11 protein-coding genes are annotated in these 19,628 nt (G+C 72.4%); all 11 read right to left on the bottom strand.

The genetic code is table 11. The features are described 5' to 3' along the window. Positions 1 to 10: 10 nt before the first annotated feature. Positions 11 to 4,489, bottom strand: coding sequence for an FtsK/SpoIIIE domain-containing protein (locus tag ACIBBF_RS25015; RefSeq protein WP_397418878.1), 4,479 nt, complete (start codon positions 4,487 to 4,489; stop codon positions 11 to 13). A gap of 12 nt (positions 4,490 to 4,501) precedes the next feature. Continuing rightward, a complete protein-coding gene (locus ACIBBF_RS25010) occupies positions 4,502 to 4,756 on the bottom strand; it encodes a hypothetical protein (protein ID WP_397418876.1) in 255 nt (84 codons plus the stop codon). Beyond that, entirely contained in the window at positions 4,753 to 5,469 is a 717-nt protein-coding gene (locus ACIBBF_RS25005) for a hypothetical protein (protein WP_397418874.1), read from the bottom strand. The genes ACIBBF_RS25010 and ACIBBF_RS25005 overlap by 4 nt, the downstream gene beginning before the upstream one ends. 68 nt (positions 5,470 to 5,537) lie before the next feature. Beyond that, on the bottom strand, positions 5,538 to 7,166 hold the full coding sequence (locus ACIBBF_RS25000; protein ID WP_397418872.1) for a serine/threonine-protein kinase: 1,629 nt from the start codon (positions 7,164 to 7,166) through the stop codon (positions 5,538 to 5,540). A 37-nt stretch (positions 7,167 to 7,203) separates the two neighbouring features. Next, positions 7,204 to 8,943 carry an FHA domain-containing protein gene (locus tag ACIBBF_RS24995; RefSeq protein WP_397418870.1) on the bottom strand — a complete coding sequence of 580 codons (1,740 nt, stop codon included), beginning with the start codon at positions 8,941 to 8,943 and terminating at the stop codon, positions 7,204 to 7,206. 118 nt (positions 8,944 to 9,061) lie between these two features. Beyond that, entirely contained in the window at positions 9,062 to 9,868 is an 807-nt protein-coding gene (locus tag ACIBBF_RS24990; protein ID WP_397418868.1) for a PP2C family protein-serine/threonine phosphatase, read from the bottom strand. After that, complete coding sequence (locus ACIBBF_RS24985; RefSeq protein WP_397418866.1) at positions 9,865 to 11,316, bottom strand: RDD family protein; 1,452 nt, start codon at positions 11,314 to 11,316, stop codon at positions 9,865 to 9,867. Before ACIBBF_RS24985 ends, ACIBBF_RS24990 begins: the two co-directional genes overlap by 4 nt. A gap of 98 nt (positions 11,317 to 11,414) precedes the next feature. Next, positions 11,415 to 13,883 carry a transglutaminaseTgpA domain-containing protein gene (locus ACIBBF_RS24980; protein ID WP_397418864.1) on the bottom strand — a complete coding sequence of 823 codons (2,469 nt, stop codon included), beginning with the start codon at positions 13,881 to 13,883 and terminating at the stop codon, positions 11,415 to 11,417. Next, positions 13,880 to 15,220 carry a DUF58 domain-containing protein gene (locus tag ACIBBF_RS24975; RefSeq protein WP_397418862.1) on the bottom strand — a complete coding sequence of 447 codons (1,341 nt, stop codon included), beginning with the start codon at positions 15,218 to 15,220 and terminating at the stop codon, positions 13,880 to 13,882. The genes ACIBBF_RS24980 and ACIBBF_RS24975 overlap by 4 nt, the downstream gene beginning before the upstream one ends. Beyond that, positions 15,217 to 16,191: an AAA family ATPase gene (locus ACIBBF_RS24970; RefSeq protein WP_397418860.1), complete on the bottom strand. Its 975-nt coding sequence runs from the start codon at positions 16,189 to 16,191 to the stop codon at positions 15,217 to 15,219. Before ACIBBF_RS24970 ends, ACIBBF_RS24975 begins: the two co-directional genes overlap by 4 nt. Before the next feature lie 117 nt (positions 16,192 to 16,308). Next, a partial coding sequence (locus ACIBBF_RS24965) for an Ig-like domain-containing protein (protein WP_397418858.1) occupies positions 16,309 to 19,628 on the bottom strand: 3,320 nt, incomplete at its 5' end.

Here is a 19,628-nt window from a genome sequence, read left to right as displayed (position 1 = left end):
CGAGCGCAGGTCAGCCGTCCGACCCGAGCACGAGCGGCACCTGCACGCGCACGCTCTTGCCCCGCGCCACCCAGGCGCCGCGCCCCACGGGGAACTCGCCCTTGGCGGCGCGGGGCAGCGACGTCTTGAGGATCGTGTCGCCGTCCAGGTTCTCCGGCTGCAGCAGCAGACCCCGGCGGCCGCTCTTGACCTCCGACAGCAGCGGCCACGTGGCACCCCACGAGCCCGTCTCGGCCTCGGCCACGAGCAGGTGGTCCGACTTCTTCATGGCCTTGGTGAGGTCCTGGATCGCCTTGTCCGCCGGCGTCTGGAGGTAGTCGTTGAGCCCCTCGATGACGACGACGATGCCCGGCGTGGTGTCCTCGTCCTGGACCGCCGCCAGGAGCTCCTTGGCCATCTCGGCCACCTTGTCCACGCCCATCGCGACGTCGGCCCAGGCGACCTCGCCCGCGATCGGCGACCGCTGCTGCGCGAACAGGTACAGCCGCGCCCCGGGGTTGGCCCGCTGGACCGACCGCGCGATGTGCACCAGGGCGTTCGAGCGCCCCGACCCCGGAGGGCCGGCCACGACGAGGGTGCCCGTCGGCTCGAAGCCCAGCGGCTCCAGCGCGATGTTGTCCAGGCCGAGCACCGGCTGACCGTCGATCGCGGGCGGCAGGACCGCCGCGGAGTACTCCGTGGGCAGCACCTTGACCGCGGGTGCGGGCCGCACGCCGGCGCGCCGCATCGACTCGGCGAGCCGGTCGGTGGCGAGCGCCTGCTCCTGCACCGACTTGGTCCCGCCCACCACGGCGACCTGCACCTCCAGCGAGTCGACGACGGCCCGCCCGCTCGGCGACGTCGGCGTCACGATGTCGCGCGGCGCGTTGAACGCGAGGTAGCCGTCGTCGGTCATGCGGAGCAGGATGTTGCGCTGCACCAGCGACCGCACGTATGTGGGCACGGCGCCGGACCGGTCAGCGGTGAACACCACGTGGATGCCCAGACCGCGGCCGTCGTTCAGGATGTCGCGGAAGGCCTCGAACCACTCGGCGCGGCCCGCACCCACCTCGTACTCGTCACGGAAGTTCGAGAACCCGTCCACGAGCAGCAGGATGCGCGGGACGTCCTGCCGCCCGGTGACGTGCCGGTACTCGGTGACGCTCGCGGCGTTCACCGAGGCGAACGCCTCGCCACGGCGCAGCAGCTCGTCACGCAGCATCCGCATCAGGCCGACCACACGCTCGGTGTCGTCGCCCTTCGCGATGGTGCCCACGTGCGGCAGCGACTCCAGCATCCGCAGCGCACCGGCTGCGAAGTCCAGGCCGTACACGTGCACGGGGCCACCGCGGGGCGTGATGCCCGCGACCGCGGCGAGCGTGCGCAGCGTGGTCGACTTGCCGGAACCACCGGTGCCGTAGACACCGAGGTGGCCGTCCTGGTCGGGGTTGAAGTACATCGGCGCCTGGGCCTGCTGCTCCGGCATGTCGGCCACGCCGATGAGCAGCTCGGTGTCGGTGCGCTGGTAGAGCCGCGTGAGGTCGTAGACGTCGGCGAGCGAGTCCAGCCACGGGCGGCGCGGGATCGGCAGGCGTCCCCGCTCGAAAGCCTCCTGCACCCGGGCGACCAGGCGCTGCTGGTCGTTGGGGCCGAGGTCCTTCTCCTCCACGGCGCCGTCCGACTCGACGACCGGCTCCTCCCACTTCTCCTCGCGGCCGAAGTGCAGGCGCGCGACCTCCACCTTGGCGCGCTCGGGGGCGCGGGTACTCCAGGCACCGGCGTAGCCGGACTGGAACGCCTGCACGCGGCCGGGGCCGGTCTTGACGAGACCACGGCCGGGGATCGAGGGGTCCACGAAGGCGGCGTCCTTCACGTCGACGACGTCGGAGGAGTCCGACTCGTCGGCCATGCGCAGGGCCACGCGCATGTTGGTGTTGGCACGCAGGTTGTCCTTGATGACACCCGCCGGGCGCTGCGTGGCCATGATCAGGTGGATACCGAGCGAGCGGCCACGCTGGGCGACGTCGACCACGCCGTCCACGAACTCGGGCACGTCGCCCACCAGGGCGGCGAACTCGTCGATCACGATGACGAGGGCCGGCGGGGTCTCCGGGTCGCCCCGCTTCTCCAGCTCCAGCAGGTCCTTGGCCTTCTTGCGGTTGAACAGGTGCTCGCGGTAGTGCAGCTCGGCCCGGAGGCTCGTGATGGCGCGGAGCACCAGGTGCGGCGACAGGTCGGTCACGAGGCCCACGCAGTGCGGCAGGTTGACGCAGTCCGCGAACGCCGAACCACCCTTGTAGTCCACGAACAGGAACGTCACGCGGTCCGGGCTGTACTCGGCGGCCATGGCGAGCACCCAGGCCTGGAGGAACTCCGACTTACCGGCACCCGTGGTGCCACCGACCAGGGCGTGCGGACCCTGCGTGCGCAGGTCGAGGTGCTGCGCGTCCACACCGGCCGACCCGACGATGGCGCGCAGCGAGCCGGGGCGCTTGCGCTTGGCCCCGTGCCCGGTGCGGTCGTAGACGGACAGGTTCTGGCGCCAGCGCTCCATGACGGCGTCGGCGCTCTCGAACAGGTCGTGGCCCAGCAGGGCGGGCATCGTGATCGAGCGCGGCAGGTCGGAGGCGTCCTCGACGATGGCGCCGGCGTCGAACACCGGGGCCAGGCGGCGGCCGTACTCGAGCGCCGTCTTGCCGTCCACCTCCTCCAGCACGATGTCATCGACCCACCGGCCCAGACGCACCATGCCGACGCGCGGGCCCTCCTGGGTCACCTCGACGAACGTGCGGCAGGCCGCCGGCAGTGCGGCTGCCTCGGCGGAGATCCACAGCGGGTAGACGCCGGCGTCGGCGCCCATCTCGGCGAGCTGGATGAGCCGGGCGCGGTCCACGTCGATGTCGTCCGAGATGACCACGACCACCGCGGGGACCGGGGACTTCGTGCCGGTGTCGGTCTTGTTCTTGCCGCCCACGTCGCCGCCGCGCTCCAGCGCCGCGTTGTCCTCGGCGATGGCGCCGCGGCGACCGCCGCCGCGCGCCGCCTTCAGGCGGGTGGAGATGAGCTCCTCGAGCTGCGCGAGCAGGCGCTGTGCACCGGAGGCGGAGTCGGCGAGGTGGTGGCCCTCGATGGGGCTGTGCGCCGACGACGTGTGCGGGATCCAGGTGAGCCACTGCAGGTGCTGCGTCCACACCGGGCTGACGATGCTGGTCACGACGAGCTCGGAGGGCGAGTGCAGGCCGGTGAGCTGCAGCAGCACGGCGTTGAGCGAGCCGACCACGCGCGCGGGCGGTCCCGCGAAGCCGAGCGCACCGGCGTCGTACAGGTTCTCGACGACGGGCACGCCGTCGACGTCCTCGTACTGCTCGACGAGGTTGTCGAGCACCTCCTGGTACTCCTTCATGAGCTGTCCCTTGCCGCCCGTCTTCACGGTGTTGCGCGACGGCATGGTGCCCAGCCCGAACCGGACGTTGAGGAAGCTCCAGTGCTCGGGGCGGCGCGTCCACAGCAGCGGGCCGTGCCGCATGGCCTCGACGTACACGTGCTGCGTCGCGGGAGCCTCGCGGAGGCGGACGCTGCGCTCGGTCTCCTTCTCCTCCTTGAGGACCGTGCGCAGCGAGTCGAGCTTCTCGTCGAACCGCTCGACGTCGCGCTCCAGGCGCTTGCGCTTCTGCCGCTTCTGCGTGACGTGGTTGCCGATCATCATCAGCGGCGCCATGAGCACGAACAGGAGGGACATGGGCCGCTGGGTGGCGACGAACATGGCACCACCCATGAGGACGGGGGCGAGCAGCGCCAGGAACGGGAACTCGGTGGGATCTGTCTCCTTGGGCGCCTCCGGCGACTCGAACTCCTCGCCCTGGTACCGCGCCTCGACGCGCGGCGACCGGGTGAACGAGACCGGTCCGGCCTTGGGCGTCACGCCCGTGATCGTGGCCGGGCGGCGGCTCTCGATGGTCACCGCCGTGTCACCCAGGACCACCCGCTGCGAGCCCTCGATCTTCAGGCGCTGCACGTGCACGCCGTCGACCAGGATGCCGTTGGCCGAGCCGAGGTCGACGACCTCGATGCCGTCGGACACGTCGAGGCGCAGGTGCTGCTTCGACACCATCGGGTCGTCGACGACGACGTCGCACTCCTGCGAACGGCCGAGCACCCACGAGCCCTCCGTGAGCTCGACGGTGCCGCCGCCCTCGATGCGGACGGCCGCGCGGACGGCGTCCGAGCCCGGGTAGTCGAAGCCGGGCATCGCCTGCTCCACGGACGCGACGAACGCGCCCGAGCCGATCCACGCCTCACCGAGCGCCGCGTCCGCGGGCAGCCGGACGGGCCGGTCCTGACCCGGGAGCTGGGCCTCCAGCGTGCGGGGCCGGCCCGCGGCGCCGGGCGCCGACGGGTCCACCCGGGCGATCGTGTCGGCGATCTCGCCGATCCGAGCACCGGCGTCCGCGGTCACCACGACGTCGTCGTGGCTACCGTCCGAACGTACGAGCGTCACCTTGACGCGCATGAATCCTCCCCGTCACTTCCGCTTGTCCTGGACGGCGACCACGATCGCGGCCACCACCCCGCCGACCACGCCGCCACCGAGCGTGGCGAGCCATGTGGACCCCGTGGTCAGGACGCGACCCAGCGCCCTGTAGGGGTCGAAGAAATTGCCGGTCCCCGCGCCGGTGAGCAGGACCGTGCCGAAGACCACGACGACGAACGTGATGGCGGCGCCACCGATGACCCAGGCCACCACGACCTGGGCGGTGGTCCGTTCGGGTGCGGTCATGCCGTGGCCCCCTTCTCGTCGTCCGGCTCGTCCAGGAGCGGCAGGTCGGCCGGCGTCACCAGCCGCGAGGCCACCGCGTACTCCACGAGCCGCGCACGGCGGTTGGTCGCGAGCGCGCCGGGACCGCCGCGCAGGCCCTTCACGCCGATCCGGTCGAGCTTCTCGCACACGTTGTCGAGCTTGCGGTTGAACCGCGTGCTCGCCCAGCCGAGCCGGCGCGCGGCGGACGCGGACGACGGGATCTCGCTCAGCCCCGTGCCCTCCCGGCGCAGCATGGGCTCCGCCAGGGACACGATGAGCTGCTTCTGGCTCTTCGTGAAGCTGATCGCGCCGATCGTCGTGGCCCCGGAGTCGTCGTCGTCCTCCGAGCGGATCTCGTGGTACGGCGCGTTGTCGAGCTGCGCGGTGATCTCGTACGTCGTGGGTCCGGCCGTGAACACGATCGACGTCGTCGGGAAGACCATGGGCAGCCGGTTGCCCGGCGGGAGCCAGGACTGCACGCCTCCCCCCGCGTCGCACACGGTCGCCGAGATGAGGGAACCGACGTTGGACAGCCACCAGATGCCGTCCTCGTACGTGATGCGCAGGAAGCGGCGGTGCAGGTACGGGTTGTCGTCGATCGCGAGGTCACCCTCGCGCCCGATGTCGAAGGGCGCGCCCTCCTCGGACGGTCGAAACCACTCGCCGGCGAACTCGATCGCAAGGCCGTTCATCCACTCACCTCCCTGTGTCCTCCTCCGGGCGGGATCCCGCCCGGAGCCTGAAATGCCGGTGTGCGCGCCTACGGCGTCACGCAGGCGTCCTGACCGCTCGACGCCTTGCTGGACCGCACCACCATGACCTCGACGCACAGCTGCTGCTCGCCCTTGAGCGGCACCGTGACCGATGTGCCGTTGCCCGGCACCGGCTGGGGGACGGGATCGCCCGTCAGCTCCAGCACGCGGTACGCGTAGGTGTCACCCTCCTCCAGCGACCGGGGCGCCGTCCACGAAAACACCGCCTGCTTGCCCTGCACCTTGCCCGTGAGCTCGGCGACCGGCGGGACGTACCCGCCGGCCGGCGCGGGCGGCACGAACGTCGAGGTCGTACCGGTCTCCTCCGCGGTGGGCTCACCGGTGTCCCGGGTCAGGGCCCAGGCCGAGAGCCCGACCACGGCGACCACGACCACGCCGGCGACGAGCGCCCACACGCCGCGGCGCGGCCCCTCCTCCTCGGGCGCCTGGGCGGGCGCCTCCACGGGCTGCTGCCCGACGGCGCCCGCCATCGCCTGCGTACCCTGCGTCGCCGGGTCCGCCGCGCCGCGGTAGACGGTGTCCTCCGACTCGCTGGGCGCCGGGGCCGGGGCCGGACGTGCGGGAGCCGGCGCGTACGCGGTACCCGCCGCCGCACCCAGTGCGCCCCCGGCCCCGCCCGGGCCGAAGCCGCCACCGGGGCCGAACGCGCTCGGACCCTGGGCCGCGGCACCGGCCGGGTCGATCGTGACGACCTGACGCAGCCGGGTGCCGTCCGCCTCGGCCTCGTCCTCCTGCATCGCGCCGGACTCGTCCAGCAGGTCGATGGGGGTCACGTCACGCGACAGCTCGACCTGGACCTTCTGCAGCTCGCGCGCGAAGGCCAGCACGGTCGGGTACCGCGAGGCGATCTGCTTCGACATCGCGATGCGCAGCACGCGCTCCAGCGACGGCGGCACGTCGCTGCGGCTCACCGGCGGCAGCTCGTCCTGCGAGATGCGGCGCACCAGGTCCGCCGACGTGTTGGACCCGCCGGGCGTCTCGAACGGCGTGCGCCCGGCCAGCAGCGTGTAGCAGGTGGCGGCCAGGGCCCACACGTCGGTCGCGATACCCGACATCGGCGGGTCGCCGAACGACTCGGGCGGCGACCACGGGATCGACATGCCCTCGGCCGCCGACGCCTCGTCCACCGTGGACGAGATGCCGAAGTCCGTCAGGGCCGGGTGCCCGAACTGCGTGACCAGGATGTTCGACGGCTTCAGGTCGCGGTGCAGGATGCCGAGCCGGTGGGCGGTCTCGACCGCGCCCGCGATCTGGATGGTGATGCGCAGCGCCTCCGCCACCGAGAACCGCTCGGACCGGTAGCGCGCGCCGAGGTTCGGGCGCGAGCAGTACTCCATGGCCAGGAACGGGCGGCCGTCGTTGGCGACGCCCGCCTCGTACATCGTGACGATGGAGGGGTGGTTGCCGAGGGTCGCCATGAGGTCGGCCTCGGCGTCGAACGCCGCCCGCTGCGTGGCGCTGGACCACTCCTTGAGCAGCACCTTGACGGCGACCTGCCGGCGCGGCCGCTGCTGCTCGTACAGGAACACGTCCGAGAAACCACCCGAGCCGATGAGCTTGCGGTACTCGAAGCCCTCGATCTCCGGTGGCGGGGACGGCTTCCTCTTGCTGCTCACGCTTCTCCTTCGTGGGTGGTCGTGCTGGTCGGGACCGTCACCAGATGCCCTCGAACGTGAGGGTCACGCCGTCGCCCAGGTCCACGACGTCGCCGTCGGACACGAGCTCCTTCTCGTTCGGGTGCAGGCGGCGCGGGGGCTGGCCCGGGCGCAGCAGGGTGGTGCCGTTGGTGGTGGCGAGGTCCGTCACCAGCACGTGCCAGTCCTCGAGCGAGACCTCGGTGTGCGAGCGCGAGATGTCCTGCTGCGGGCTGGAGACCGTCACGAGGCGCGGCATCTGGTCGGCCGAGGTGTTGTTGGTCCGGGGGCGCCGGCCGACGATCACCGGGCGGTCGAGCTCGACCACCTGGCCGCCGCGGATCCCGGACGCGCCGCCCGTCGCCGCACCGGACGTCACGACCATGCGGCCCAGCGACGGGCGCGGCGCGAGCGCGGCCTCGGCCGACAGCGGGCTGCCGCACTCCCGGCAGTTCTCGCGGGCGGTCGGGTTGGCGTGGCCGTTCTCGCACGTCACGGCCAGGATCTTGGGGGCGTTCGGGTTGGCGGGCGCCGAGAACTTCGGCGCCGACGGCAACGAGGCCGCAGCCTTCAGGTCGGCGATCGCCGACGACATCACCGTGTGGCCGTCGTGGTCGTCGTCCTCCTCGGCCTCCGCGCCGACGGCCGCCGCACGGTGCGCGGCGGCGGGCGTGGCTCCGGACCAGCCCGGCACCCCGGCGATCGGGACGCCGGAGATCATGCCGCCCGCCTCGGACGCGACGGGCGCCGCAGGCGCGGGCGCGGGCGCGGGCGCCGGGGCAGGCGGGGGCGGCGGGACCGCGGGCGTGGCGCCCGAGGCCGGCGCGGGCGCCTCCTCCTCGTGCTCCTCGGCGCTCTCGGGCCGCACGGCGGCCGCCTCGACACCGTGCGCGACCGTGGCACCCCACAGGTGCAGGTAGTCGTCGTCGTCATCCGGGCCCTCGTCCGCGGCGGGCGTGGCCTCGGGCTCTGGGGTGGCCGGTTCGCCGGCGCTCTCCTCGGCGGGCGTGATCGTCTCCTCGGACGCCGGCACCATCGTCACCGTGCCCAGCGGGGCCGACGTGTCCGCGGACGGCACCGGGACCGGGTCCGGCTCCACGACCGGGGCGGACGCCGAGGTCACGGGTGCGGGCGGCACCGCGGGCTCGGACGGCGAGACCACGGGCCCGGAGGACACGGCGGGTCCGGATCCGGCCTGAGAACCGGACAGGGACTCCGCCAGGGACGTCGACTCGTCCACCGCCGAGGGCTCCACCACCTGGTGACGCACCACCCCGGCGAGCACGACACCCGACTCGACCGGCAGGCCGTCCGCGAAGCTGCCGAAGCCCGAGACGCCCGTCGCCACCTCGACCGCGGTGACGCCCTCGACCACGCGCTCGGTCCAGGAGATCACGCCCGCCCCCGACACGGTCTGGGAGCCGGCGTCCGTCTCGATGGTCACGGTCAGCCCGTCGCCGCGCGCCACGACGTGCGCGCTCGCCGGCTCGCCCGCCCCCGCGCGCGTGAGCACGACCACCGCGAACGGCGGGACGCCCTTGAGGCCACCCACCGCCGACGTCGTCAGGGCACCCAGCACCTCCGCGACACCGGACCCGGGCGTGGCGAGGTCCGCCCACAGGCGCCGGACCGGCTCGAGCCCCTCCGCCCCGGCCCCCTCACCGGGCAGCACGACGACGGCGTCGCCGCGCACGATGACGCGCGCCTTCCCCGTCGTGTACCGGATCCCGGTGCGCTGTCCAGCGTCCGAGATGCTCATGGTCGCCTCCCTGTTCTTCCTTGCTCGTGTGTCCCGCCCCTGCCACACCCCCGTGCCAGGCTTCCGGGTCAGACTCTATTGACCCTCTCCGACATCGGGCCTGACATCGGGCCCGGCGTCAGTCCCGCGGGATCGTGTCCTCGTCCGCGAACCCGCCGCGCGGTGCGGTGCTGGACCCCGCGGTCTCGTGCGCCACGCCCGTCGCGTCGACCACGATCACCGTGATGTTGTCCCGCCCGCCCGCGGCGATCGCCGCCTCGACCAGCCGGCCCGCCGCCACCTGCGGATCAGGGTGGGCCAGCATGATCTCGGTGATCTGCGCGTCGGTGAGCTCGCCCGTCAGCCCGTCCGAGCAGACCAGGATCCGGTCGTGCGTGCCGATCGGGATGTACCGGAAGTCGGCCCGTGCCTCGTCCCGTCCGCCCAGCGCCCGCGTGATCACGTGGCGGCGCGGGTGGTTCCGCGCCTCCTCGGCGGTGAGCGTACCGGCGTCGACCATCTCCTGGACCTCGGAGTGGTCCACGCTCACCTGGTCCAGCACGCCGCTGGAGAGCAGGTAGGTGCGGGAGTCGCCCACGTTCACGAAGAGCCAGTAGGGCGCGTCGTCGAGGTAGGCGACCACGGCGCCGGTCAGCGTCGTGCCCGCGCCCCGGCCCTGGCCCGACGTCTCGATGGCGCGGACCCGCTCCTGCGCGGTCTCCAGCAGCGCCTCCACGTGGTGCGGCTCCACGCGCTCGATGTCCGACAGGGGACGCAGCGCGTCCAGCGCCGTCGCGCTGGCCACCTCCCCTGCCGCGTGCCCGCCCATGCCGTCCGCGACGAAGAACGCTCCGCCGCCCGCGAAGTAGCCGTCCTCGTTGAGCTGGCGGCGCAGCCCCCGGTCGGAGGCCGCGCCCCAGGCGAGCGTCAGCGCGTCGTGGCTCATGCCGCCGCCTGCGGGTGCACGACGACGCGCCGGTCGCCCACGTGGATCGTCGAACCCACCGGCACGCGCACGCGCGCACCCGGCTCGGCCACGCGCGGCGGCAGACCCGGGGCCGAGACGACCGTGCCGTTGGTGGAGCCCCGGTCCGTGAGCCACAGGCCGGCGGTGTCGACGCCGAGCTCGGCGTGCGTCTTGGACACCGACCGCGTCGGGTCCTCGACCTTGATGAGGATCCAGCCCGAGCCGTCGGGCGCCTGCGGGTTGCGGCCCACCAGCGCCTTCGTGTCGACGACGTAGCGCTCGCCGCCCTCGACCTCAAGCACGACGGCGGTCACCTGCGCCGGCGTCATCGGGCGGCTCATGTGGGTGCGCGTCATGTCGATGGGCGCGGAGTCCCGCTGCTCGTGCTCGGGCTGCCGCACCGGGATCGGCGGCTGCACCGGCACCGGCGGCTGCGGCGCCACCGGCTGCTGCGGACGGGCCGGCGCGGGCGCACGCTGCGTCAGGTCCGGCTGCTGCTGCACCGGGGCCGGCGGCGTCGGGCGCACGGGCTGCTGCACGGGCGGCTGCGCCGGCTGGCCCGGGTGCGGCGTACCGCCCGAACCGGGGTGCGGCCGGCGGATCGTGGCCGGCTCCTCCTGCGGGGGCAGCGCGCCCCCGGCCGACGGGGTACCACCGGCGGTCGGCTGGCCGGGGATCCCGGTGATCACGCCGGCCGCGCCGGCGCCCGCACCCGCCGAGGAGTCGGGGAAGGCCCACGGGTCCTGCTGCGGGGCCGGGGCGGGCTGGGCCGGAGCCTGGCCGCCGTTGCCGGCACCCGTCCACACCTGCGCGGTCCCGGCGGCCGCCTTCGCCGTGCCCGTCCCCGTGGACGAGCTCGTCGCGGGGGTCGCGGGAGCGGCCGGGGCCGCCGCGACGTCGGACGCCATGAGCACGACGGCGCGGCCGACCTTGTCGTGCCAGCCCTGCCGCTTGCCGCCGCCGTCGAACGCCGGGGAGACGAGCACCAGGATCTGACCCACCAGGCAGACCACGGCGCCGAGGCCGACGATGAGCCAGCGCAGGAACGCGCGGCCGAACCCGATCGGGTCGTGCGCCACGGCGTCGACGGTGCGGATCTTGCAGACGATGTTGCCGATCGTCTTGCCCGTCGCGCCCTCCCACGCCGAGACACCGAGCCAGTAGCCCAGCAGCAGCACACCGCTGATGAGCTGGGGCACCAGGAGCGCCGACGAGATGGCGTCGGGCGACATGAGCAGCGAGCCGGCACCACCGGCGCTGATCAGCCCGATCATCATGACGATCCAGGCAGCGACCGAGATCACCGCGCCGTCGACGAGCGCCGCGAGGAACCGCCGGCCCGTCCCGGCGTAGGCGACCGGCGCCGCCTGGACCATGCCGACGCCGACCCGCGTGTGCGAGAGCGACTCGGGCACGGTCGTGCCCACGTCACCGGTCTGGGGGCGGGGGAAGGGACGCCCGCACACGCCGCAGTACGGCGAGCTCCCGTCCTGCGTCGAACCACATCCAGCGCAGACCACGTCCGTCATCGACTCTCCTTCGTCCGCCGGGACCCGAGTCCCCCGAGTGCCGCGAGGAACCCGCGGCGTCCACCGATCCGTGCCCAGACGGAACGCAGCGACAGCGCCGCTCGCACCCTCCGTCGTGTGCCTACGGTGGAGCGTAGTCCGCCGACCAGTTCGTCCACCTCTGTCCAGAATGCCTCAACGTCGGCCTGGGTGGGTTCACCACGCCCGAAGACCGTCGCGTCCGCACGGTGGGCGAGGGTGAGCGTCGAGGGCACCTCGTGCGCCCCGGCGATCACGCCCGCGCTCTCGCGGCGCGTCGCACCGCGCGGAACGGTGGTCCCCAGGTCGGTCACGACGTCGACCACCTCGTGCCAGCCGCCGCTGATCCGGTCGGCCATCTGCTCGGCGCTGCGGCGCCGGGCACGACGCCGGGCCTTGTAGGCCAGGATCGCCACGACCGGGCCGAGGATCAGCAGGAGCGGGATGCCCACCGCCAGCAGGATGATGCCGAGCAGGCCCCAGTCGAAGAGGTCGTTCTCGGCCTCGTCCTTGTCGTCGTCCTCGACGCTGCCGGCCTTGGCCTTGTCGGGCTCCTCCGGCGGCTCCGGGTCCTGGAGCACCGGCGGCTTGGGCACCGTCTGGCTCTTCGGTTCGGGCTGGATCTGCGGCTTCTCGTCCGGGACCGCGTCGATCGGCACCCAGCCGTACTCCTTGAACGGCACCTCGACCCAGGCGTGCACGTCGCTGCCGAGCACCTTCCAGGGCTCGCCCTCCTCGTACTCGCTCTTCTCGTCGGGGTAGAAGCCCATGACGACACGGGCGGGGATGCCCGCCTGGCGGGCCATGAGGGCGAACGCGACGGCGAACTGCTCGTCGTCGCCCACCATCTTCTCCTCCTCGACGAGCGTGTCGATGCGCTCGGCCGAGTGGCCCGGCCGGGACGGCGTCTGGCCGTCCAGGCCGCTGGACAGCACGCCGTAGTCCTGCAGGGCGTCCCGGATCTGGAACAGCTTGGTCGCCGGGTCGGTCTCCTCGCCCGTGAACTGCACGGTCTTGGCCGGCAGGCCCGGCGGCAGCGCACCCGGCTCGGTCTCGGGCAGGTCGGCCTCGCGGATGGTGGCCTTCTTCAGCACGTCCTCACCCGGCTCCTCGGTGACCAGGGTGTCCAGGGTGTACGTGTCACCGGCCTTGACGCCCGCCGTGGTGATGGCCGTGTGCGTGGTCGAGTTGTAGTACGAACCGTCCGTCTGGGCGACGGCGTCCGGCCCGGTCCACCGCACGCCGGTCAGGCTGCCGATCTCCGGGACCCACACCCCGCTGTACCCGCTCACGGTGATCTCGAACGACGCGGGGGTGCCCTCCGCCTGCGTCGCGATCTCCTCGCCGACGCGGGTGTAGAAGCCGGTGTCGCCGCCGTCGCCCGACGCGTCGTAGACCACGCCGTCGTACTGGTCCAGGGTCGCGAGCCGGATCCGGCCGTTCTCCGGCAGGTCGCTGACCGTGAACAGCTCGTCCTCGCGCAGGTCCTTGGCGTAGTGCCGGAACGCCACGAGCGGGCTCGTGAACTCATGGATGTCGAACGGCGGCACGATCGTCTCGCGCAGCACGGTGCGCTGCCCGTGCGGCATCAGGACGGGCGCGGTGAACCCCGCCGCGACGGCCGCGACGGTCAGGATGGTCGCGCCGGTGCGGACGCGGTACCAGCGCAGGCGGCGCGTGGCCTCGCGGCTCGACTCGGTGCTGATCGAGTGGGTGCCGACGCGCGCCTCCATGACTCGCACCGCGCCCCAGAGCAGGGCCACGATGGCGATCACGAGACCCTGCACCACCGGCAGCGCGGCGTCGACAGTACCCAGCAGGATCACGCCGACCAGGCCCGCGATCACCGGCACGACGGCCCACACCGCGTGCTTGGCGCGCCAGGAGATGGTCCCGGAGATCAGCGCCACGAGCAGCATGAGCAGGAACGGCACGACGGCGAGGTCGGGGAAGGAACGCATGGGCGGCACCGTGGTGACGAACTGCTTCCAGCCCTCGACCGAACCCAGCAGCAGCTCCCGCAGGGTGTCCAGGGTGGGCACCACGCCGGCGATCGTCGTGTGCGGCAGCGCGAGCGCGCCACCGAGCAGGAGGTAGGCGAGCACGGCCAGGGCCGTGACGGTCACCGCGGGGAACCTGCGCCACGCGCCCACCCAGGCCACCAGCAGGCCGACGACGGCGCCACCGGCCGTGGGGAGCACGTAGCCGAGCGAACCCCACACGGGGCCGAAGCCCACGGCCACGGCGCCGAGCATCACGACGAGCGCGGCGACGTCGACCAGGGCCAGCCGGGTCAGCGCGCGCGGCTGCTCGGCCTCCTTGCGGCGCGTGGTGCCGCGGCCCGTGCCCGTCCCGTACCCGGTACGGGTGCCGCGGGTGCGGGACGACGCCCGGCCCGCACCGGCAGGCTGCCGCGGGACGTTCCCGCGCGTGTTCTCGTCGCTCATCCGTCGCTCATCTTCTTCAGCGCAAGGGGCAGGTCGGCCAGGCGGCCCAGGGTGAGCACGCCGAGCTCGGCGATGGCGGTCCGGCCGAGGGACGCGCCCGGCACGCACTGGATGGCCATGACCTGCACCCCGGCAGGCACCCGGGCCGACGCCGAGCGCAGCTCGGTGGGCGTGACCCGGCTGCCGATGACGAACGCGATCACCGAGAAGTCGGCGGCGGCCATGGCGGCCGAGCGGGCCAGGTCCACCAGCTTGGACTTGCGGGACTCGAGCTCGATCCGGGACAGGTCGTCCATGAGGCGGGTGCGGTGGTCGCCGCGCAGCGTGGCCTCGTTGACCAGCACGGTGACGCCCCGGTCCTCCTTGATGGCCTGCAGGCCGAGGGAGCCGCAGACGCTCACGGCGAGCTCGAACTCGTCGCCGTTCGCGTAGTCCTCCGCGCGCGTGGAGAGCAGCACCGCGAGGTGCGAGCGCCGGGTCTCCTCGAACTGGCGCACCATGAGCTGGCCGGTGCGGGCCGTCGTCTTCCAGTGGATGTGCCGCCGGTCGTCGCCGGGCACGTAGTCGCGCAGGGCGTGGAAGTTGACGTCCGAGCTGGTGATGTCGTTGGTGACGCGGCCCTCGAGGTCCTTGAGGAAGCCGGTCGAGGAGCCGGTGAGGTTCTTGACGCGCGGGTGCACGAAGACCTCCTGCTCGTTCGTCCACGTCATCTCACGGCGCAGCAGGCCCAGCGGGTCGGCGCGCACGGACTTGACCGGGCCCACCGTGATCACGCTGCGGCGGCGCGTCGGGATCGTGAAGATCTCCTCGTGCGAGCCGCCGCCGGGCAGGCGGGGCACCGGGAACGCGGCGGTGCCGCTCCCGACCGGAAGCTCCATCACCGAGGGGAGCAGCGCGCGGCTCGACGCGTTGCGCACGTCGAGGCGCCCGACGGCGCGGTCGCCGACGGTGACGCGGGCCTGGGCCAGGTCGAGCACCACGTCGTACTTGAACCGCCCGAGCACGAACACGATGGCGCACACGAGCGTCACGGTGAGCACGATCGCGGCGACCAGGACCTCCAGCCAGCCGAGCAGCAGACCTGCCACCCACGCGGCCACGGCCGTGATCGTGACCGCGATGCCGAACGTGCTGAACGTGCGGCGCACGGGGTCGAGCACGCGACCGACCGCCGCCGCCCGCGAACGGGCGGCGGCGGTCAGGGTCACCCAGCCGCGCTGGCCGCGCAGGAGCTGCGTGCGGCCGGCGGCCACGGCTCCGCCGAGGCCACGCGGCTTCTCCTGTCTCTTCCCGTACCCGGCGCTCGTGCTTCCGGCCGGGAGACCCGTGCTCGTCATGCCGAGGCCCGCTCCTGCGGTGCCGCGACGTCGGCCAGGATCCGGGCCAGGATGACGTCGGAGCGGGCGCCCGCGAACTCGGCCTCGGGGTCCAGCACGAAGCGGTGGCCCCAGACGGGCTGGGCCAGCTCCTTGATGTCGTCGGGCAGCACGTAGTTGCGGCCGTGCGCCGCGGCCCACACCTTGGCGCAGCGCACCAGGGCCAGCGCACCACGGACCGACACGCCGATCCGCACCTCGGGCGCGTTGCGGGTCTCCTCGCCCAGCCGGCTGACGTACTCCAGCACCGCGGTGTCGGTGTGCACCGTCGTGGCGAGGTCCGCCATCTCCGTGACGGCCTTCGTCGTGATGATGGGCTGCAGGACCTTGCTGCGGTCCTTGAGCGCGGCACCCGACAGGATCTCCACCGTGGACGCGTGGTCCGGGTAGCCCACCGACGTCTTCATGAGGAAGCGGTCGAGCTGTGCCTCGGGCAGGCGGTAGGTACCCGCCTGCTCGATCGGGTTCTGGGTCGCGAGCACCATGAACGGGCGGCCGGTCTCGTGCGCGACGCCGTCGACGGTGACCCGGCCCTCCTCCATGACCTCGAGCAGCGCGGACTGGGTCTTCGGCGAGGCACGGTTGATCTCGTCCGCCAGCACGATGGACGCGAAGATCGGGCCCGGGTGGAAGTCGAACTTGCCCGAGTTCTGGTCGTAGATCGTCACACCCGTGACGTCGGAGGGCAGCAGGTCCGGCGTGAACTGGATGCGGTTGTGCGAACCCTGGACCGAGGCCGCGATGGAGCGCGCGAGCATCGTCTTGCCGGTACCCGGCGCGTCCTCCAGCAGCAGGTGGCCCTCGGCGAGCATGCAGGTGAGGGCCAGACGCACCACCGGCGCCTTGCCCAGGACCGCCTGGCCGACGTTGCCGACGAGGCGGTCGAAGGTCTGGGCGAACCAGGCCGCCTGCTCGGGGGTCATCGTGGTCATCTCGTCATTCCCTACTGCTCGTTACTGCTCGTTCGCGGGTGAAAGTCGTGTCGATCATGGCGTGACCGGCCGCCGTCTGCTCGGCGGCCGGTCACAAGTCGGCGGCAGCGCCGGATATTACCCGTTCCACCAGTTGGTGACCCCGTATTCCTTGCCGTCGATCAGGACCCGGACCGGTGTCCCGGGATGCCCGAAGAAGCAGTCGAGCTGGACGGAACCGTTGGCCGGGAAGTTGTACGTCTTCTTCGAGCTGCCGTCCCAGGTCCTGGCGTGGTTGATGATGTCGTGCCAGCCCTTGATCTCCGGCGTGTCCTCGGCCCAGCAGGCGACCGAGTGGTTGCCCGGATCGAAGTCCGTCACCTTCACCAGGTAGTACGCGCACGAGGCGTGCGAGCACTGGTTGTTGTCGATGCGGCTGCCGTGCGTGACCGTGGCGGTCGGGTTGGGCTTCGCGTCCGACGTGGCCGAGGCGCACTTGCTCGCCTTCTGCCCCTCCGAGTCCGTCACCGTGACACACGCTTCCCGGGTCTGGCTGTAGCCCGCCGACGCCGACTGGGTACCGCTCTTCTGGGTGCTCGTGATCGCGCCGGTGACCGCCACGGTCGTGGGCCGGCCGTTGGTGCCCGTGGCGTCCCACGTGAACGTGACCTTCTGGTCGCCACCGCTCGCGCTGATCGACGGCGTGGGCGGCGGGCCGTACGGCGTCACCGAGTTCGACGAGGCCGACCAGTCGGAGCAGATGTAGGCGTTGCAGGCCCGCACCTGGAACGTGTAGGCGGTCCCGTTGGTCAGGGGGCTGTACCGGTGGGTGTAGGTGGAGCTCCCGGCCTGCCCGCTGTCCTGCGCGCCGGCCCCGTTCGCCTGCACCTGGTAGTAGCCGCCCGTGCCGCGGAACGCTCCGATACCGCGCCAGTCCACCAGGGCGTTCGCGTTGGTGTTGTTGTCCTGTCGTGCCGTCGGCGTGCCCGGGGTGTCCGGGGTGCCGTAGGGCACCACCGCGTTCGACTGCGCGCTGACCGGGGACTTGCCCGCCTTGTTCTCGGCCTGGACCGTGTAGGTGTAGGTCGAGTCGGTGCTCAGGTCCTGGATCACCTTCTCGGTACCCGTCACGGTCAAGGTTCGGGTCTTGGCGCCGTCCTTGTACTCCGCGAGGTAGTACTGCTTGACCGCGTCACCGTTGTTCGCCGGAGCGGTCCACTTGACCGTGATCTGGCCGCCCACGGCGGTGTTGACCCGCGTGGCCGTCGGCGCAGCGGGCTGCGCCGGGGGCGCCGCCGGGGTCTCCGGCGCGGACGGGTCGCTCCACTCCGAGGGGTCGGGCGCCTTGTTCTTGGCCTGGACCGACACGGTGTACGCCGTGCCGTTCTCCAGCCCCGTCCACGTGATCGGGCTGCCGGTGACACAGGTCTTCTGGGTCACGCCGTCGGTCGGGGCCGGGCTGATCTCCAAGTTGACGCACTCGATCGGGGACCGGTCCGTGTAGCTCCGGTTGGTCCAGCTCACCGTGAGCTCCTGGTTGCCGAACTCGAGGCTCGGCGGGGCGGGCTTGTCCGGCTTCTCGTCCGGGCGGGCCTCCCGGGAGGCCGGGGATGGCTCGGAGTCGCCGACGTCGTTCGTCGCCACGACGGTGAACCGGTACTTCACGTTGTTCTGCAGGCCGTCGAAGGTGCAGGTGGTCGTGGCGCACGGGTGCTCCTGACCGTTCTGTGTGCGCAGCGTGTAGCCGGTGATGTCCGAACCGTTGTTGTTCGGCTGGTCCCAGCTCAGCACCACCGTCTCCGAGCGCACCTCCTCGACCCGCGGCGCGCGCGGGGGCTCGGGCCGGCCGAGCACCGTGAGCTTCAGCGTGCCGTCGACCTGGCGGTCCGGGTCCTCCGTCGCGTCCTGCACCGAGTAGCGCACCATCATCACGCCGTGGAAGTCGGGGTCCGGCGTCGCCACCACCTCGGAGTCGGTGAACGACACGTCCCCCACACCGGTCTCGACCACCGCGCCGGTCACGGTCAGCGGCTCACCCGGGAACGGGTTGGTGTCGTTGGCGAGCACGTCCACGGACGTGGGCTCGCCCTGGTGCGCGTCCGGCACCTCGTCCGGCGTGGTCTGCACCAGCGGCCGGGTCGAGCCCACCACACGGACGGTGAGCTGGGCCTCGACGGGCGGGTTCCACCCGTCAGCCACGGTGAAGGGCACGGACTGGCTGGTGCCCTTGGGGACCGACGGCTCCACCTGGGCGGAGACGGCGCTGCCCGCGACGGTCGCGGTGATGCCCTCGACACCCGCGATCTCGTACGTCAGGTCGTCCTTGTCGGGGTCCTTGACGTACCGGGACAGGTCCACGGTCGCCTCCTCCCCGGCGGCGACCTCCAGCACCGGCGTGCCGCTCACCTTCGGCGGCATGTTCTTGGCCGGGGTCACGTCGATCGGGAGCTTCAGCACCGCGGTCAGGCCGTCGGGGTCGTCCGGTCCCGAGCCGTCGGTCACCTCGAACGTCACCGAGGCCGCACCCGCGTAGTCCTTGGCGGACGTGTACACGACGGTGTCGTAGTCCTCGACGGAGACGGAGCCCTCCAGGGCCTTGACCGTCTTCTCCTCGGTGATGCGCGGCTCCCGGTCCTCACGGACCACCACGTACTCGGCCAGGTCGATGGTCAGCGGCTCACCGGTGGTCGCCTTGAGCGGCTCCAGACCCGGCTTCACGTGCGGGCGGGACTGGTCGCCCGGCACCCGCACGAACGCCTTGGCCTCCAGGCCGTCCATGTCCGTCACCGTGTACGTGATGACCTGCGCGCTCTCGGTGAGCTGGATCTCGAGCTGCTTCTCGTCGGTGACGCGCACGCCCTCCAGGCCCTCGTCCACCGAGACCTCCAGGTCGGCGGCGACACCGTCCGGGTCCACGTCGTTCGCCAGCACGTTCACGGTCACGCTGGACGAGCCCTGCACGTCGTCGGCCGTGACCACGTCGTCCTGGGCCACGGGCCGCAGCAGGGGCGCATTGCGGTCCACGTTCACCGTGATGGCCCCGCTCGCGCGGGCCTTGAAGGTGTCCTGGATGCCGTAGTAGAAGGAGTAGGCCCCCTCCTCCTCGGGCGCGGTCAGCACCACGTCGTCCTCGACCGCCTTCGGGTCGACGCCGATCTCCTCGGTGCCCTCGAAACCCTTGGTGTACAGGCCGATCTCGTCACCGTCCGGGTCGGTGTCGTTCTCCAGCGCCTGGATCGCCACGGTGCGGCCTGGGCGAACCGTCGTCTGGTCGTCCTCGGCCTGCGGCGGCTGGTTCGTGGCCGGCTTGGGGGCGATGCCGACGCGGACCAGGCCCTCGGCGGGTGCGCCGCGGGTGTCGGTGACCTGGTAGGTGAACGTGTCCAGGCCCGCCTCGTCCGACGCCTTGTAGTCGATGAACCCGTCCACGATGGTGGCCGTGCCCTTGCTCGGCGCGC

This window comes from Promicromonospora sp. NPDC050880 (genome assembly GCF_044456525.1).
Lineage (GTDB): Bacteria > Actinomycetota > Actinomycetes > Actinomycetales > Cellulomonadaceae > Promicromonospora.
The sequence above is the reverse complement of the archived record's forward strand: the minus strand, read 5'-3'. Positions and strand labels throughout refer to the sequence as shown.